This window comes from Cytobacillus dafuensis, from assembly GCF_007995155.1.
Classification (GTDB): Bacteria; Bacillota; Bacilli; order Bacillales; family Cytobacillaceae; genus Cytobacillus; species Cytobacillus dafuensis.
On the sequence record NZ_CP042593.1, the window covers coordinates 3,960,045 to 3,977,255 of the forward strand.

The following is a 17,211-nucleotide window of genomic DNA, read 5'->3' on the forward strand; positions in this document are numbered from 1 at the left end:
GTTGGCTCTTTGTTAAATTATTCTTCTACAAAAATCTACAATAGATTTAATAAAACGGTTGTCCATAACCGTATGGACCAAACCCGGGTCCATATGGAGAATATGGTGGAAAAGCCGGATAAGGATACGGATATGGGACTGGAAATGGGCGAGCAAACAGGGCACTTCCAACAGCCCCTCCAAGTAAGCCGCCAAATAAACCACCTAAAAATGGAGCACCGAAAAAGAATCTCTCATCTCCAGGATGGGGTCTTCCTCTGTAATAATACATAATGAGCAACCTCCTAATATTTTGCCTACACTACTTCATATGCAATTTCGGGAGGTTTTGAGTGGGCTTACAGTAGAAATACCATTTCCAACCAAATTACATTGATAGCCAAAATCACTTCGGAACCAAAATGTCGTCAATGATTCCGTATTCCTTTGCTTCTTCTGCATTCATAAAGTAGTCGCGGTCTGAATCTTTGGATACTTTTTCTACAGGCTGTCCAGTGCGTTCAGAGATAATTTGATTAATATGATCTTTAAGTTTTAAAATACGGCGTGCGGAGATTTCAATTTCTGTTGCTTGCCCGCGCACTCCTCCAAGGGGCTGGTGGATCATAATCTCACTATTCGGTAACGCATAACGCTTTCCCTTCGTTCCAGCAAGAAGAAGCATTGCTCCAAATGATGCAGCCATCCCCGTACATATTGTTCTCACGTCAGGCTTTATAAATTGCATTGTATCGAAGATTGCAAATCCAGCCGAAGTGGAGCCACCAGGGCTATTGATATACAGTGAGATATCTTTATCAGGGTCTTCAGCAGCTAAAAATAATAATTGTGCAACCACATTATTTGCCAGATGATCATTAATTTCATCCCCAATCATGATGATACGATCTTTCAATAGACGAGAGTAAATATCATACGAACGTTCACCACGGCCTGATTGTTCAATTACATAAGGTATCGTATTCATACTGATTTCCTCCTCTTCGTTTTAACAAGGCTATGCTGCCATAGAGAAGGTGGTTGAAGGAGTAAATGGACTTTTTGTTGTTCGCATATCAAGCTGAATTGCTTGAGCTTTTCTTGCTAGAGAGCTAATAACCGGGAGCATTTTTAACAAGCGAGAAGGATCCTGTGTCCTTAATGATTCGTAGAAGAGCTCAGTTAACAAGACACGCTCTTCCTCACTCCAAAAAGGTCCTACATCAAAGGAATCATCTTGTATGAGCCTCTTTTTCGCTCGGTACAGGTTGCTTTTCACAGCTGTTTCTGAAATGCCTATCAATTCGGCTATTTCACTCGTTTTATAATGAAATGCCTCTTTTAAGGTGAAAATTACTGCTTGTTTCGGTGTGAATTGCTGTGTTAATTTTTCAACTGTTTCTATAAGGCTCTTATCTTCAAATGTGCTTAAAGCAGGAGATTCCTCAATGGTTTCATACTTTCGTTTACGAACTGTATCTATCCAATGATGATAGGCAATTTTATTTAATAAAGCAGCATTTATTTTATTGTTACTTTGATAATGCTGAATTGCTTTTAAAATCGTTTCTTGAGCGATATCTTCTCCATCCCATTTATTTTTGGAAAGAAAGCGGCAATATCGCTGTAGCCCAGGATACAATTCAATAAATACATTCTCATTTGATTCCTCGCTCTGCTTGCTCCCTTTACTAAGCTTACTGAACATTTCCTTCACTCCTTTAACACCTTCCTATTTGTAAAACGAAGCAGAAGTCCAAAAAGATACGGGGTAAAATGATTTATTAATATTTTTATTTCAAAAAATTTATTCTGTTCTTTATAATTTTACCGATTAAACAAGTTTATTTATACACTAGCCAAAAAAACTAAGGCCTTTTTTCAATGGCCTTAGTTTTTCTTAAAAGATGTTTATATATATCAAAATCACTTAAACAATTTAAACAAATTAAACTTTCCTTTTTTTAGTAAGCTTTAGCCCAATAAACTAGCTGATCTGCTTCGCGGCCACAGCAAACACATTCTCTCGAAATAGAATCTTGTTCAAATGGAATACATCTAGATGTTGCACTTGTTTCCTCTTTTATTTGATCCTCGCACTCTCTGTCCCCGCACCACATCGCTTTAACGAAACCTGTTTTATTCGTAAAAATATCTTTAAGTTCATCAAAAGTAGTAGCAGAATATGTTTTTTGTTCACGAAGCTCCTTCGCTTTAGCAAATAAATTACGTTGAATGTCATCTAATATGATTTCAATTTGGGATTCTAATTGGTCCATACTGACAATGACCTTCTCCCCAGTATCACGTCTTGCTAAAATGACTTGCTTATTTTCAATATCCTTCGGCCCGACCTCTAATCGAAGCGGAACCCCTTTCATTTCATATTCATTGAATTTCCAGCCTGGCTTTTTATCGCTTGCATCGATATCCACACGCGCAATCGCGGATAACGATTCTTTTAATTGATAGGCAAAGTCTAAAACTCCTTCTTTATGCTGAGCAATTGGCACGATCATCACTTGAGTAGGAGCAGCTTTTGGTGGAATGACAAGACCTCTATCATCCCCGTGAACCATGATCATGGCTCCAATGATACGAGTTGTGAATCCCCATGATGTTTGCTGTACATATTGGAGCTGCCCGTCTTTATCTGTAAATTGAATGCCAAAGGCTTTAGCAAATCCATCTCCTAAATGATGCGAAGTTCCTGATTGTAAAGCTTTTCCGTCATGCATTAAGCTTTCAATTGTATACGTAAACTTTGCACCAGCAAACTTTTCTTTGTCTGTCTTTTGTCCTTTTACAACAGGGATAGCAAGAACATTCTCACAAACATCAGCATATACCTCTAGCATTTTCTTCGTTTCCTCATGTGCTTCCTCATCTGTTGCATGGCATGTATGTCCTTCCTGCCATAAAAACTCGAGCGTGCGTAGGAACGGTCTTGTTGTCTTTTCCCATCTCACGACATTTGCCCATTGATTATATAGCTTTGGCAGATCTCGGTAAGAGTGAATAATATTTTTATAATGCTCACAGAAAAGCACTTCAGAAGTAGGTCTGACACATAACCTCTCTGTCAGCTCCTCTGAACCCCCATGAGTAACCCATGCTACCTCAGGAGCAAAGCCCTCAATATGATCCTTTTCCTTCTGTAAAAGGCTTTCTGGAATAAATAGCGGCATATAAACATTTTCATGGCCAGTTGCTTTTATTCTATTATCCAATGCCGTTTTTATGTTTTCCCAAAGTGCATATCCATATGGACGGATGATCATCGATCCGCGTACACTTGAGTAATCGATTAAATCTGCCTTTGTTACGACATCTGTATACCACTGGGCAAAATCATCATCCATTGCTGTAATATCTTTAACAAATTCTTTTCCCATTTTTCACACCCCAATTTTTATATGAAAATTTTTAAAAAAATAGCTATAAAAAAAGCCCTGCTCAAAATTAGGGACCAAAGTATGGCGGTACCACCCTAATTTAAAGCAAAGGCTTTACACTCGAATCATGATAACGGATATGGACCCGCTTGTATCTTCAGTAAAACATCCGATACAGAACTCAGAGGCAGGTTCAAGCGGCTGTTTATAGAAGCCTTTCAGCAGATGGCCTCCTCTCTAAGATAAACAAGTTTCACTTTACTAATCCTCATCAATGTTTAAACTATTTTTGGAAAATTATATACATATTTATTTGTCATGTCAAATACAATTTGTAAATTTCTCTTCTACCATTTGGTTAAAGAGTCGTCTATTGAAATTATTATTTGCTTTTGTTAAATAAACATGCTGTTCTAGAATTAGTTTTCAAATGCTTGTTCAACAGAAACATAATCGTAACCAAGGTCTCTAGCAACTGCTTGGTATGTAATGTGACCATTCAATACGTTTACGCCAAGCTTTAAGGATGGGTTGTCTTCAATTGCTTTCTTAACACCCTTATTAGCAATTTGTAATGCATAATTAATGGTTACATTCGTAAGAGCAATTGTAGATGTTCTTGGAACAGCACCAGGCATATTCGCCACTGCGTAATGAACAACTCCATGCTTTTCATAAGTTGGATTATCATGAGTTGTAATATGGTCAACCGTTTCAAAAATACCACCTTGGTCGACAGCCACATCAATAACAACTGAGCCAGGAGCCATTTCCTTTACCATTTCCTCTGTAACCAATTTCGGTGCTTTTGCACCAGGAATTAGAACAGCACCGATGACTAAATCGCTTTCTTTCACAGCTTGTGCAATATTGAATGGATTTGACATTAATGTTTGAATGCTGTTTCCGAAAATATCATCTAATTGACGAAGACGTTCAGGACTAAGGTCAATGATTGTTACATCTGCACCAAGACCGATGGCCATTTTCGCAGCATTGATCCCAACTACTCCTCCACCAACAATGGTTACTTTTCCGCGTGAAACACCTGGAACTCCAGCTAGCAAAATGCCTTTTCCGCCATTTGTTTTTTGTAAGAATTGCGCGCCAATTTGAGTTGCCATTCGGCCTGCTACTTCACTCATTGGTGTAAGTAATGGCAATGTACGATTTACTTCTACCGTTTCGTAAGCAATAGCTGTAACACCCTTCTCCTTTAATGCTTTTGCTAATTCAGGCTCTGCAGCTAAATGCAAGTATGTGAATAATACTAATCCATCACGGAAATATGTATATTCAGACTCAAGAGGTTCTTTAACCTTCATGACCATTTCTGCTGCCCATGCTTCTGCAGCTGTAGGAACGATTTCTGCTCCAACCTCTTTATAATTTTCGTCTGTGAACCCGCTTCCAATACCTGCACCAGATTCAACTAAAACTTGATGCCCAGCTTTTACAAGTGTATACACACTAGCTGGGGTCGCAGCTACTCGGTTTTCATTGTTCTTTATTTCCTTAGGTACTCCAATGATCATTCCAATTATCCCCTTTCCAAACTATTCCTAATTATTATTATAATTAAAGCTATCCTAAGTATAATTATTGAAATAGGAATAATCAACATGAATTAAATAACCTATAAGGAACTTTGTCATGATTTGACGATTAATACTCAAAACGACAGATTCAAGAAAACTTGTAATAAATCCACTTTCTTTGCCGAATAGAAACTTGTTTTGTCATATGGGAAGGAATCCGATATTCAAAGGAGAATTCCACTGTTAATAAGGAGGGGATCAGTATGAATACAAGTGCTGTTGCAAAGTTGTTAGGGGTTTCGCCGAGCACGGTGCAGCGTTGGGTACGACAACTGGAGCTCCAAATGGAACGGAATGAACTTGGCCATTATTTATTCACAGAGGAAGATATTCACTTGCTCAAACAGGTTCAGGAGCAGCTTAATAAGGGCATTATCCTGCAGGATGTATCCATTACCGACAAAAAAGCTAGGAGAGGAACAATGAACGCATCTGTAAGTATACACGATCAGGCAACTGAAAAGATTCTAAAGAAATTGGAAGAATTAGAGCAAAGAATAAATGGAAAAGCGGATGATGTTGTATCCTATCAGCTTTTGCAGCACCGACGGGAAATCGAGGATCTCCAAGCAGAGCTTATCCAGCTAAATGAGCGGATAGAAAAACTTGAAGCAAGACATGACTTTACTAAGAAAAACATCCCTGCGGAAAATTTGTTTGTTTTCGAAAAGGAACTTCCAAGGAAAAAAATGAAGAAGAAAAATATTATTACAACATTGTTTGGGTTTTAATTAGAAAAACATAAAGCAGCTTCGATTGGATTCCGAAGCTGCTTTTTTACTATTATAGAATCATTGCGGCTATCCAGCCAAATAGAATGAGCGGGATATTGTAATGAAGAAAAGTAGGTACACATGTATCCCAAATATGATTATGCTGCCCGTCCACATTAAGCCCGGCTGTTGGCCCTAAGGTACTATCTGAAGCTGGTGAACCCGCATCACCAAGTGCGGCAGCAGTTCCTACTAGAGCAATGGTCGCCATTGGACTAAAGCCAAGTTCCAATGATAATGGAACAAAAATCGTAGCAATGATTGGTATCGTCGAAAAGGAAGAACCAATTCCCATTGTCACTAAAAGTCCAACGATAAGCATGAGAAGTGCAGCAAGCGACTTATTGTCTCCGATAATTCCCGCTACCTGCTCAACAAGCTTGTCTACATCACCGGTTGCTTTTAATACTTCTGCAAATCCGAATGCAGCAAGCATGACAAAACCGATAAAGGCCATCATTTTCATACCATCTGTTAAAAGCTGATCAGCTTCCCGCCATTTCACAGCTCCGCTTAAATAAATCACAAGAATACCTGTCATTGCACCAAAAATCATAGAGTCCAGTTGGATTTGTACATATAGTGCAGCAACAATCGAAATGAGTGAAAAAACGATGCTAACCTTTGAATAATGTGTTTTTTCCATTTTTATTACATTATGCTGTTTATACGTTCTTGTTTTTCGATATGAGAAAAATATCGCGAATAGTAAACCAAGTATTAGTCCAGCTGTTGGGATAAGCATCGCCCTTGGAATATCGGCAGGATCAACCACAAGTCCACTACTGGTCATATTATCAGCTAAGATTTCATGAAATATTTTACCGAAACCTGCTGGAAGAAGAATATAAGGAGCTGTTAAGCCAAAAGTTAATACCGAAGCTATTAACCGGCGATCTATACCAAATTCATTTATCACTATTAATAATGGTGGAATTAGAATTGGAATAAAGGCAATATGAATTGGAATTACATTTTGAGAAAAACATGACATGATTAAAATAGAAAAAATAATAAGTGCTTTTGATAGACCCTTCGCCTTCGTTTCTCCATCCTTATTAACCTTTTGAAGAATCCATTCAACGATTAAGTTAGGAAGCCCTGTTCTAGATAAAGCAATGGCATAGCCACCTAATAAAGCATAGCTCATTGCAACCTCAGCACTTCCACCTAGACCATTAGAAAAAACCTCGATTGTTTTGTGAATACCTAATCCGCCAGACAAGCCTCCCACAAGCGCACCCACAATTAATGCAAATACGACATTAACCCTTAGAAGACTAAGTATAAGCATTGTGAAAACTGCTAGAACAACAGCATTCATGATGAAAATCCTCTCTTTCTCATTGCTTTATTATGCTAAATTGGTAGAGAACTAAAACATAGATATAAAACTATCATATATTATGTTTTTCTGTCAAATATTTTTCAAAAGAAAAAGCCCTGGAAAATTCCAGGACCTTTTCTATTATTTTTCTTAAGCATCAAATCTTTCAACAAGTAATGCAAGCGTTCGAACCATGACACCTGTAGCGCCTGATGGTCCTAGATCATGCTCTTTGCGAGTTGTAGCAGTTCCTGCAATGTCAAGGTGAACCCATGGAGTTACCTCAGCAAATTCTCCTACGAACGCACCTCCCATAATGGCATGGCCCTCACGTCCTGGGGAATTGTTTAGATCAGCAATTTTACTGCCTCTGACTCTTTGTTTGTCTTTCTCAAATAAAGGCAAGCGCCAGATTGGTTCTCCAGCTTCATAGGAAGCTTCAAGAACTTGCTCCCATAATGCCTCATTATTTGTTAAGGCACCTGTTGTGTCGTTTCCAAGTGCTACAATGACACCACCAGTTAAGGTAGCCACATCAACCAGATAATTTGCCCCATGATGTTTAGCATATGTAACAGCATCCGCTAGTGCAAGACGTCCTTCTGCATCCGTATTCAAAACTTCAATTGTTTTTCCGCTCATGGAAGTAATGACATCGTCAGGCTTAAGAGCATTGCCGCTTACCATATTATCAGTCGAAGGAATAACCGCAACGACGTTTTGTTCTGGTCTTAGCTCACCAATAATCTCCATTGCGCCAAGAACTGCTGCCGCACCACCCATGTCCGTTTTCATCCCAACAATTCCATCTTTCGTCTTTAATGAGTAGCCGCCTGTATCAAATGTAATTCCTTTTCCGACTAAACCAATGACGTCTTTCCATTCTTTTTTTCCTTGGTATTTAAGCACAATCATTTTTGGCGGTTCAGTTGATCCTTGATTGACAGCTAATAACGCTCCCATGCCAAGCTTAATCATATCTTCCTTTTCAAGAATTTCCGCTTCAAAGTTATATTTGGCTGCAAGTTCTTTCGCATAGTTGGCCATATCGGTTGCTGTAAGCATATTTCCAGGAAGATTCACAAGTGTACGAGCAGAGTTTGTTCCTTTTCCATATGCATATCCTACCGTTAACGCCGCATTTACATCTTCTTCCTCTGTTAATTCACAATAAACTGAAATAGATTTAATTGACTTCTCATGTTCACTGAACTTTTGTTTATAACCTTCGAAACAATAGGTAGACAACGCATACGCTTCACTTACAGCATGTGCTGCATCCAAGGCATCAATATCTTCATTTACAAAAGAATCTAAGTAGATGGCTGCATCTTGAATCTTTGCAGCTTTTACAGCTTTAAAGGTTTTTCCTAAAGCTTCACGTAACACTTCAAAGGAGTAATCCTTCTCACGGCCAAGCCCGACAACAAATAATCTCTTTGCTCCAATTTTTCCAAAGGTATGTACTTTTGATACCGATTTCTTCTTTGCAGAAAGATCCCCGCTTTTTACAAGCTCTGTTAATTGGCCATCAAATTGTTTATCCACATTAGCTAGAGTGCCTTCAAATTTATTAGGCTTTTCGAAAATACCTAGGATCAGACAATCATGCTCATTCGAGTAGTTCATATCTTTTATTACCTTAAACATTGCTTCACCCCCATAATAGATGTTCTCATTATATCGGAAAAAGGGAAATATTTCGACGGTCTAATCATTAAGATATAAAGTGAAACTTCAATCAGTGGGGGTTTTTCGACGCACAGGACGTGCTAGTGCCGACGTTGCCACAGGACGTGGCGTTCTTAGTCGACCTTCATCCCCCACTGATTGTTAGTTGAACCAATCACGCTCAGAACGCCACGTCCTGTGGCTTTCGCCTGACTAGGACATCCTGTCCGTCGTCGGGCTTATACGGGCTGTTGATCCCCCACTTAGAAATTTTTTCTTAACTCAACTTCTTGAAGTGGGGGTCTTACAGCCCGTTAATCTGCGATAAATATAATTTAGGCATTTTCGGAAGAGATAAAACTTCTTCAAAGGGAACATGATTGAGAAGATCGAATTGGTGGGGTTCTCCATTTTACAGTCACATTGAACTCTTCTTTGTGACCGAATTGTTGGAGGTTTCCTTTTTACGGTCACATTGAACTCTTCTTTGTGACCGGATTGTTGGAGGTTTCCTTTTTACGGTCACATTGAACTCTTCTTTGTGACCGGATTGTTGGAGGTTTCCTTTTTACGGTCACATTGAACTCTTCTTTGTGACCGGATTGTTGGAGGTTTCCTTTTTACGGTCACATTGAACTCTTATATGTTAAAGTCTTTAAAAAACATTGCACTATCACAGATTTATTATTATCATCTTAACAAAAGGACTTGGGTCTTAATACTGTAATCGCATAAAGGCAAAAGGCATTTTCCTTTACCTAATGCTGATATGCTGTAGTGAATGATTCTTATACATAAAGGTGGTTAATCCATGCAATTATTATTGAATTTCCCTCTTTGGGCTGCCATTGCAGCTATCTTATTTGCGCAATTTGTGAAAGTACCAATCCATTTCATCGCTACAAAGAAACTAAATTGGTCATTGCTTACTAGCACAGGGGGAATGCCAAGCTCTCACTCGGCAGCAGTTACAGCCCTTTCAACTGGCGTTGCTTTAGAAACAGGCTTAGATTCGGCAGTGTTCGCTGTATCAGCTGTGTTTGCCATCATTACAATGTTTGATGCAACTGGGGTAAGAAGACAAGCAGGAGAACAAGCAATCGTATTAAATCAATTAGTCTCTGACTTTAATCGTTTTGTTGAAGAAGCAAAGATGTGGCAGAAAAAAGCAGTACAAGAAAGACGGAAGGAGTTAAAAGAATTGCTCGGCCACAAGCCAATCGAAGTGTTTTTTGGCGGATTAACAGGAATTCTTTTAACGCTTGGTCTTCATGTTCTTGTTTCATGATAATTTCGGAACTAAAAAGGGGGGAATGGATTGAAAATCGTATCGATCTGTCCTAGTAATACTGAAATAATCGAATATTTGGGACTTACTGACCTTCTTATAGGTGTGGATGATTACTCTGATTGGCCTGAACAAATTAAGCATCTTCCTCGCCTTGGACCGGATTTATCCATTCATATGGATAAGATAGAGGCACTGCGTCCAGATCTAGTAATTGCTTCATTAAGTGTACCAGGGATGGAAAAAAACATCGAAGAATTGGTCAAAAGGAATATTCCCCATATCACCTTAAATCCTCAAAGCCTAACAGATATCGAAAGTGACTTAATTAAAACCGCAAATGCATTAGGGCAACCTGAAGCAGGAAAAAAGGCAGCAGTGAATTTCCGTTCAAAAATCGAAGGCTTGAAGTCAATTGCAGCAAAAATTGAGAAAAAGCCTACACTTTATTGGGAATGGTGGCCTAAACCAGTCTTTACTCCAGGAGAAGTAAATTGGCTTACAGAAATTAGTGAGCTTGCTGGAGCTACTAACTTATTTAAGGATGTTGCCCTTGCAAGCGTACAAACGGATTGGGATGATGTATATTCCAGACAACCTGATTATATTTGCCTAGCATGGGTTGGTGTAAGAAAGGAAAAAGTCAAACCGGATATTGTTCTAAAAAGACCGAATTGGGATCAAATGAAAGCCGTTAAAAACAACAACATTCTTGTCCTAGAAGAAGAGCTTTATTGCAGACCCTCTCCACGGTTAATTGAAGGCGCTGTTAGACTTGCGAAGCAAATCCACCCTGATGCCTTTGCTTCGTTCTAGTGGATGGAGACCAGATTCTTCAGTGAGTAAAATATCATGAATAAAAGACAGGCAAATCCATTTTTCGGATTTGCCTGTCCTTTTATTTTCGTTCTGAATTTATATATTGTTGACGAAATACTTGCATGGATTCTGCCTCGTTTAATGCAAGTAATTCTTCTTCTGTAATGGAGCCGTCTCCCATTTCAACGACATAGACATCGAGTGTTTTTTTGCCCCATTGATTATAAACATCATCTACTGTCTCATAATAAAGATCTACTTTATTCCCTTTAATCGCTCCGCCTTTATCTGCTACAACACCATAGCCATAATCCGGTATAAAAAGGATTGTACCAAGCGGGAACACATTAAGATCTGCCGCTACTGTTGAATATAAATCTCTTTTCACCTTTACACCTGAATATGTAATACCGAATCCTGGGTGTCCAGGATTTTTACCTGTCGATTCGTAATAGGCAGTATATCCTGTTGCTGTCACTCTTCTAACGGGATATTTTGTCCAATCAATGGCATCTTCTAATTTAGGGGGCTGTCCAGTCACGGCCAGACTTGATGAAATCTTTAAGTCGGAATTAGTTAATTCCTTTAAATATTTAAAGGCAATCCCAACTGTCTTAAAGGAATGATCGAAAAAGCCATCATCCTCATTCTTGTCTCGCTGTAAATCATCTTTATTTAAATAATTTGCAAAAGATTTTGCTTGAACCCCAGAAATAGATTGAAAGGTTGTAAACAATGCAGCCAAAAATAGAAGTGACATTATTATTCGTCTTGTCCAATTTTTTATTTTACTCATATTATTATTTCACTCCTCCCAAGAATATTCATTTCCCAACTTTCAAAGGAATATTCATGATTGGAGAAAAATTAATAATGAATTTTCAAAAAAATGTACATAAAATAAGAAAAACTAGGCATTCTCCCAGTCCTTTTTGGCGAATGCCTAGTTTTTCTTATGCGATTTTATTAGCAGATATTTAATTAAAAAAACACACTTCATTTTAGTACATTAATAAACTTAAATCTTCCTTTTAGCTAAAAAATCCCTGCTTTAAGCAGAGATTTTAAGACATTTAGAACATTTGATATCCTTTTTTACGAAGAATTTTAATTACTACCCCAGCAAGGATTGCACCTGCCAACCCGCTGCTTAAAATAAGCACATCTGCTGTTGCAAGCTGTGAAAATTCATGTCCTAAGCTGGAAAGAGATTCCCCTGTGTTTTGAAAATATTCTATAAAGCGTACCTTATCAATAATCAAAATCGCGATAATCGGATAAATAATCGCCATAACCCAAGACATTCTTAACAGCATATTTAATATAAAACCGATTCCAAAAAATAATACAAAGAAAAGCAGCATGGAAATAGGCAATACGAAAATAGTCATTGGCATTGATTCTGTTCCTCCCTCAGCACATCAATATTTAGTGTACTGAATGTAAATTATGGAGTCAATTATTTAATTGGAAAACGGGTTTTATGATATTGGGTATCATGCGGTTTCATTTTAATGAAGTAAGTTTATAAAAACAGTTTGTAGGCTGTATATCCGAACTGGTCCCCAGGGTTGATCCCATCAATTAATGGTTTGGCTGATGAATCTGATCTATGAACTAAAAATTTTAGAAGCACAGAAGCCTCCTCATCTTCTGCCAATACAAATGGATCAATAAATTGTACATCATATAATTCTTTATCTTGTACGTGAATGTTCTGTTCTGGTAAGGGTTCTAACAGGAAAAGAATCATATTATCGCTAATTTCTTCTTTTATGACACCTGTACGGAGGCCAATCATCTCTTTCACTGTACATTTTATTCCTGTTTCCTCCAATACTTCTCGAATTGCTGCATCATCTGCCGTTTCTCCTGGATTGACAAATCCCGCAGGCAAGGACCATTTTCCCTTTAGTCCCCCGTACTTCTTCTTGACAACAAGCCACTTATTATCTGGGGAGATGACAAGGCCAGAAACGGCGAGCCACACCTTTCCCCTATTTTTTCTATCCTCCATAATAATCCCCCAATATTTATAGAATCTATTTTTTAAGTGTAACAAATAACAAACATGGTTTCAGGCTACCATGGAAAATTAATCATTATTCATTTATTGTTCAGAGATAAAAAAAAGAAAAACTAAGCATTCACTGACTTCGAGAACGCTTAGTTTTTCTAGTAATTTGATTAAAGAATATTAAATTTTCCTTTTTTAAGTACTAACGATGGTCCGCCGATCATATAGAGTGCACGGTTGTCGACCATTTTTTTCATGAATGAAGCTTTTGAGCCAACCATTTTCTTGCCAAATGCTACTCCAATTGCATCATCTTCACCTAAAGAACATACAGTTCCTTTAATATCTGGCTTAAATGTTTCTAGCTCTGTTTTGTTTCTTATTAATGATACTAGGTTTCTCGTACATGTTTCCCCTTGCTGCATTGCTATTTGAGCTGTTGGAGGATACGGACGATTAATTTCCTCATTAATAATTAATGAACAATCTCCGATAATAAAAATATTGTCGTGACCAGGTACTCTTAAATCTGGCTGAACTTTCACACGACCACGCATTGCTTCAAAGCCTGACTTCTCAATTAAAGAGTTTCCGCGTACGCCCGCAGCCCAAATTACAGTACCTGCTTTAATTTCTTCTACTTCTTCCTCACCTTTTCCAACAATAATTCCTTCAGTAGTACATTCTTTAATCGCTGTACCAATGCGGAATTCTACGCCTTTCTTCTCTAGGTGGGAAACCGCGTATTCAACAAGCTCAGGATCAAATCCTGGAAGAACCATTGGTGCAGCTTCTACACAAATGATCTTCACTTTGTTAAAATCAACATCATATTCACGGCAAAGCTCTGGAATACGATTTCCTAATTCGCCTAAAAATTCGATACCAGTAAATCCTGCCCCACCAACAACAATAGTAAGACGCTCATCTTTTTTATCTTCTTCTGTATTATAAGTAGCAAATTGGTATTCGATATGCTCGCGAATTTGACGAGCAGAGTTAACATTCACAATTGAAAACGCATACTCTTTTAAGCCTTTAATCCCGAATGTCTCAGACTCTCCACCAAGAGCAACAACTAAATAGTCATAATCAATTTCGCCATTCTCAAGGATTACCTTTTTCTCATCCGTTTTCACTTCAACGGCAGTATCTTTAATAAAATCAACTTTATTTTGGTCAATAACAGTTTTAATATCATAACGAACTCGATCATGGTGCAGAGTTCCTGCAGACGCTTCATGTAACCAAGTTGTTTCGTAATGATACTCATTCTTATTTACTAAAACGATATCAGCTTCATTCGCGCCTACCGTTTTTTGTAAACGAGTAGCAGTCATTAATCCGCCATAGCCTGCTCCTAAGATAACTATCTTTTGCTTTCTCAACGTATATCTTCCACCTTTTCAAAATTTTTCCTTATTTTGGCAAATTTCTCTATAAACCGCCGCTCTTCATATTTATTTGTCAATACAAAGAGTTTGTGATGAAATTCACTAAAGATGTCAAAAAAAAGTAAAAAATTTGTCACAAAATATTAACATAATACCCTACAATTCATATTATGCGTTTTCAATTAGGATTTCAAGCCTAAAAAAGTGAAGAAAATACGTTTTGAAAATTCATTTTTTTTGATTATTTACAATATGACTCTTGTTTTGATTACTTATCCTATTCACAATCTTTTTTCAAGCATGTGAGCTTTACTAGAAATTATGTTATTATATAGGGTGGAATTGCACTATTATATTTGGGGGGATATGGAGTGAAAGAAGATCAAAAAGTATATGACATCACGATTATTGGTGGAGGCCCAATTGGATTATTTACCGCTTTCTACGGAGGAATGAGACAAGCCTCAGTGAAAATTATTGAAAGCTTGCCACAACTTGGTGGACAATTATCGGCCCTTTATCCAGAAAAATACATATATGACGTAGCTGGTTTTCCAAAGGTACGTGCACAAGATTTAATCAATAATCTAAAGGAGCAAATGGCAAAGTTCGAACCTGCTGCTGCTCTTGAGCAATCGGTTGAGAAGCTTGAAAAATTAGAAGATGGTACATTCAAACTAACAACGAATAAAGAAATTCATTATACAAAATCTGTCATTATTACGGCTGGAAACGGTGCATTTCAACCGAGACGACTTGAGTTAGAAAGTGCAGCACAATACGAAGGCAAGAACCTGCATTACTTTATTGATGATTTAAATCAATTTGCAGGCCAAAAGGTCGTTGTATTTGGCGGAGGAGACTCTGCTGTTGACTGGGCATTAATGCTAGAGCCAATTGCTGAAAAGGTAACGATTGTTCACCGACGCGATAAATTCCGTGCCCACGAACATAGCGTAGAAAATCTTCATAACTCGAAGGTTGATATTAAGACTCCTTTTGTCCCTGTAGAATTAATCGGTGGCGAAAAAGGCATTAGCCAAGTTGTTTTAGAAGGTGTAAATGACAAGGAAAAAGAAACAATCGATGTAGATGCAGTTATTTGTAACTATGGATTCGTTTCATCACTTGGCCCAATTAAAGAATGGGGACTTGAAATTGAAAAGAACTCCATCGTCGTTAATTCCAAAATGGAAACAAATATTTCAGGAATTTATGCAGCTGGAGACATTTGTACGTATGATGGCAAAGTAAAACTTATTGCTTGCGGCTTTGGAGAAGCACCAACAGCAGTTAATCATGCAAAGGCTTACATTGATCCAAAAGCAAAAATCCAACCTATGCACAGCAGCTCTATGTTTAACTAGAAATTCATTAGAGGGGGGTATCCAATTCATAAATGGGTACCCCCTTATTAAATTTATAACTATTTGTTATGGGGTTAATTAACCAATTTTCAATTATAAAGTGATGCGAAAATTAGCATTCCTCAGGCGTTCCAGTATTTGCAGCTGTTCTGAACGATGAACCACAACCACAAGAAGCAATGGCATTTGGATTATCGATGGTGAACCCGCCACCCATCATAGATTGCTTATAATCAATTTTCGTTCCTTGAAGAATAGGTGCATCCTCTTTGTTCACGAGAATTTGAATCCCATGCTGCTCGAATTGAGTATCGGCTTCTTCCACTTCATGTGCAAATCCCATTCCATATGACAAACCGCTACAGCCCCCACCCTTTACAGAAACACGCAATAAGGCGTTCTCTTCTTCATTTGCCTTCATCATTTCCTTTATTTGCAAAGCAGCAGCTTCAGATATAAAAACAACATCGTTCATATTTCTTACCTCCCTAATATTTAAGCTATGTTAATTATACCAACATTAATTTTAACAATAACATTATCTTATGAATCATCTCTTCATTCTAGTATATACACTGCAGTCATTGTCCTCAACTAATCCGAATTATACAATTTTTGTTTCTTAATCAAAGATTTGTCTTAACAAAATTGTTATTTTTAATAACACTTTTATAGTGCTTTCATAATACAAAAGAGTATAATTATAGTCATAATGAAATGCATATCTAATTATTGTATATAACTTTTCCCCTAGGTGGTGATCGTAATGACAGAGATTGAACCAATCTTTGATAAAACATGTGAATGTAAAATGTGTAAAAAATCCTTTACTACTAAAAAGCTTCGTTCTAGGTTTATAAAAGTAACAAGCTATGATACTGATTTTTGTCCCTTTTATACTTCCGAAGAAACGAATCCACTGTTATATCATGTAAGTGTTTGCCCGCACTGTGGCTATTCTTCCACGAAGGATTTTTCACCTTATTTTCCACCGGGAACACTTGAAGAAATCCAAGATAAAGTGTGTAACCAGTGGGTTTCTCGTGATTTCGGACAAAAACGCAGTGTAACTGACGCCGTAAAGGCCTACAAATTAGCTGTATACAGTGGACTATTGAAAAAAGAAAAGCATATTATTATTGCTGGAATATATGTAAGGCTTGCTTGGCTGTATAGAAGCACAAAAAATGAAGAACAAGAGCAGAGGTTTTTAAAGCTTGCAACGACGGCTTATTTAGATTCTTATATGGGTGATGATTATAATATCACCCAAGTATCAGAAGTAAAAATGCTATATTTGATTGGTGAATTATCAAGGAGAACCAATCAAAATGAACAAGCCGTTAAATTTTTTTCAAAAGTCATTGAAAAACAAGGCAAAACATCCGAATCCGGAATTATTGATATGGCAAGAGAAAGATGGTATGAAATTCGAGAAAACCAAAAGACTGAAAAACAAGCGCAAGAAATATAGAAAGGGCTGTCCCATAAGGTGTCTGGCATCCACATAATACACTTTATCTAGAATCTCACTCGCTTATTGATACTAGATAAAGTTCGTGTTTCCTGACACTTTTGCTTTG

17 protein-coding genes and 1 other annotated feature are annotated in these 17,211 nt (G+C 37.6%); of the genes, 5 read left to right on the forward strand and 12 right to left on the reverse strand.

Annotated elements, in window-relative coordinates:
• Positions 1-46: 46 nt before the first annotated feature.
• The 5 genes from FSZ17_RS18935 to ald form a co-directional block, all read right to left on the reverse strand.
• A complete protein-coding gene (locus tag FSZ17_RS18935) occupies positions 47-271 on the reverse strand; it encodes a hypothetical protein (RefSeq protein ID WP_057773248.1) in 225 nt (74 codons plus the stop codon).
• 114 nt (positions 272-385) lie between these two features.
• Positions 386-973: an ATP-dependent Clp endopeptidase proteolytic subunit ClpP gene (gene clpP / locus FSZ17_RS18940; RefSeq protein WP_322107618.1), complete on the reverse strand. Its 588-nt coding sequence runs from the start codon at positions 971-973 to the stop codon at positions 386-388.
• A gap of 24 nt (positions 974-997) precedes the next feature.
• Complete coding sequence (locus FSZ17_RS18945; protein ID WP_082625288.1) at positions 998-1,687, reverse strand: sigma-70 family RNA polymerase sigma factor; 690 nt, start codon at positions 1,685-1,687, stop codon at positions 998-1,000.
• A 256-nt stretch (positions 1,688-1,943) separates the two neighbouring features.
• The gene (proS, locus tag FSZ17_RS18950) at positions 1,944-3,374 is read right to left on the reverse strand and encodes a proline--tRNA ligase (protein ID WP_057773252.1); all 1,431 of its coding nucleotides are present in this window, start codon (positions 3,372-3,374) and stop codon (positions 1,944-1,946) included.
• Between the two features lie 66 nt (positions 3,375-3,440).
• Positions 3,441-3,658, reverse strand: a binding site (T-box leader).
• 135 nt (positions 3,659-3,793) lie between these two features.
• Entirely contained in the window at positions 3,794-4,909 is a 1,116-nt protein-coding gene (gene ald, locus FSZ17_RS18955; protein ID WP_057773254.1) for an alanine dehydrogenase, read from the reverse strand.
• Positions 4,910-5,175: 266 nt separating this feature from the next.
• Between ald and FSZ17_RS18960 the strand changes: the two genes are divergently transcribed.
• Complete coding sequence (locus FSZ17_RS18960) at positions 5,176-5,703, forward strand: MerR family transcriptional regulator (protein ID WP_057773257.1); 528 nt, start codon at positions 5,176-5,178, stop codon at positions 5,701-5,703.
• Between the two features lie 52 nt (positions 5,704-5,755).
• On the opposite strand, the gene FSZ17_RS18965 is transcribed toward FSZ17_RS18960, so the two are convergent.
• Both FSZ17_RS18965 and FSZ17_RS18970 read right to left on the reverse strand, forming a co-directional pair.
• Positions 5,756-7,069 (reverse strand): Na+/H+ antiporter family protein, encoded by a 1,314-nt coding sequence (locus tag FSZ17_RS18965; protein ID WP_057773260.1) that lies wholly within the window; start codon positions 7,067-7,069, stop codon positions 5,756-5,758.
• A 153-nt stretch (positions 7,070-7,222) separates the two neighbouring features.
• Positions 7,223-8,722: a leucyl aminopeptidase gene (locus tag FSZ17_RS18970; protein ID WP_057773261.1), complete on the reverse strand. Its 1,500-nt coding sequence runs from the start codon at positions 8,720-8,722 to the stop codon at positions 7,223-7,225.
• Positions 8,723-9,554: 832 nt separating this feature from the next.
• Here FSZ17_RS18970 and FSZ17_RS18975 point away from each other — a divergent pair.
• Positions 9,555-10,031, forward strand: a complete 477-nt coding sequence (locus FSZ17_RS18975; RefSeq protein ID WP_057773263.1) for a divergent PAP2 family protein — start codon at positions 9,555-9,557, stop codon at positions 10,029-10,031.
• Between the two features lie 30 nt (positions 10,032-10,061).
• Positions 10,062-10,847 carry a cobalamin-binding protein gene (locus FSZ17_RS18980; RefSeq protein ID WP_057773264.1) on the forward strand — a complete coding sequence of 262 codons (786 nt, stop codon included), beginning with the start codon at positions 10,062-10,064 and terminating at the stop codon, positions 10,845-10,847.
• A gap of 82 nt (positions 10,848-10,929) precedes the next feature.
• Here the strand turns inward: FSZ17_RS18980 and FSZ17_RS18985 are convergent, their stop codons facing one another.
• From FSZ17_RS18985 to FSZ17_RS19000, 4 genes are all read right to left on the reverse strand, one after another.
• Positions 10,930-11,646, reverse strand: a complete 717-nt coding sequence (locus FSZ17_RS18985) for a 3D domain-containing protein (protein WP_057773265.1) — start codon at positions 11,644-11,646, stop codon at positions 10,930-10,932.
• Between the two features lie 277 nt (positions 11,647-11,923).
• Positions 11,924-12,247, reverse strand: coding sequence for a YuiB family protein (locus FSZ17_RS18990; RefSeq protein WP_057773267.1), 324 nt, complete (start codon positions 12,245-12,247; stop codon positions 11,924-11,926).
• 128 nt (positions 12,248-12,375) lie between these two features.
• Positions 12,376-12,867 (reverse strand): NUDIX domain-containing protein, encoded by a 492-nt coding sequence (locus FSZ17_RS18995; protein ID WP_057773269.1) that lies wholly within the window; start codon positions 12,865-12,867, stop codon positions 12,376-12,378.
• A gap of 170 nt (positions 12,868-13,037) precedes the next feature.
• Complete coding sequence (locus FSZ17_RS19000) at positions 13,038-14,255, reverse strand: NAD(P)/FAD-dependent oxidoreductase (protein ID WP_057773272.1); 1,218 nt, start codon at positions 14,253-14,255, stop codon at positions 13,038-13,040.
• A gap of 377 nt (positions 14,256-14,632) precedes the next feature.
• Here FSZ17_RS19000 and FSZ17_RS19005 point away from each other — a divergent pair, with 377 nt between their 5' ends.
• The gene (locus FSZ17_RS19005) at positions 14,633-15,628 is read left to right on the forward strand and encodes an NAD(P)/FAD-dependent oxidoreductase (RefSeq protein ID WP_057773274.1); all 996 of its coding nucleotides are present in this window, start codon (positions 14,633-14,635) and stop codon (positions 15,626-15,628) included.
• A 112-nt stretch (positions 15,629-15,740) separates the two neighbouring features.
• On the opposite strand, the gene FSZ17_RS19010 is transcribed toward FSZ17_RS19005, so the two are convergent.
• On the reverse strand, positions 15,741-16,103 hold the full coding sequence (locus FSZ17_RS19010) for a HesB/IscA family protein (RefSeq protein ID WP_057773276.1): 363 nt from the start codon (positions 16,101-16,103) through the stop codon (positions 15,741-15,743).
• Between the two features lie 291 nt (positions 16,104-16,394).
• Between FSZ17_RS19010 and FSZ17_RS19015 the strand changes: the two genes are divergently transcribed.
• Positions 16,395-17,102, forward strand: coding sequence for a DUF2225 domain-containing protein (locus FSZ17_RS19015; protein WP_057773278.1), 708 nt, complete (start codon positions 16,395-16,397; stop codon positions 17,100-17,102).
• The last annotated feature ends 109 nt before the right edge of the window (positions 17,103-17,211 follow it).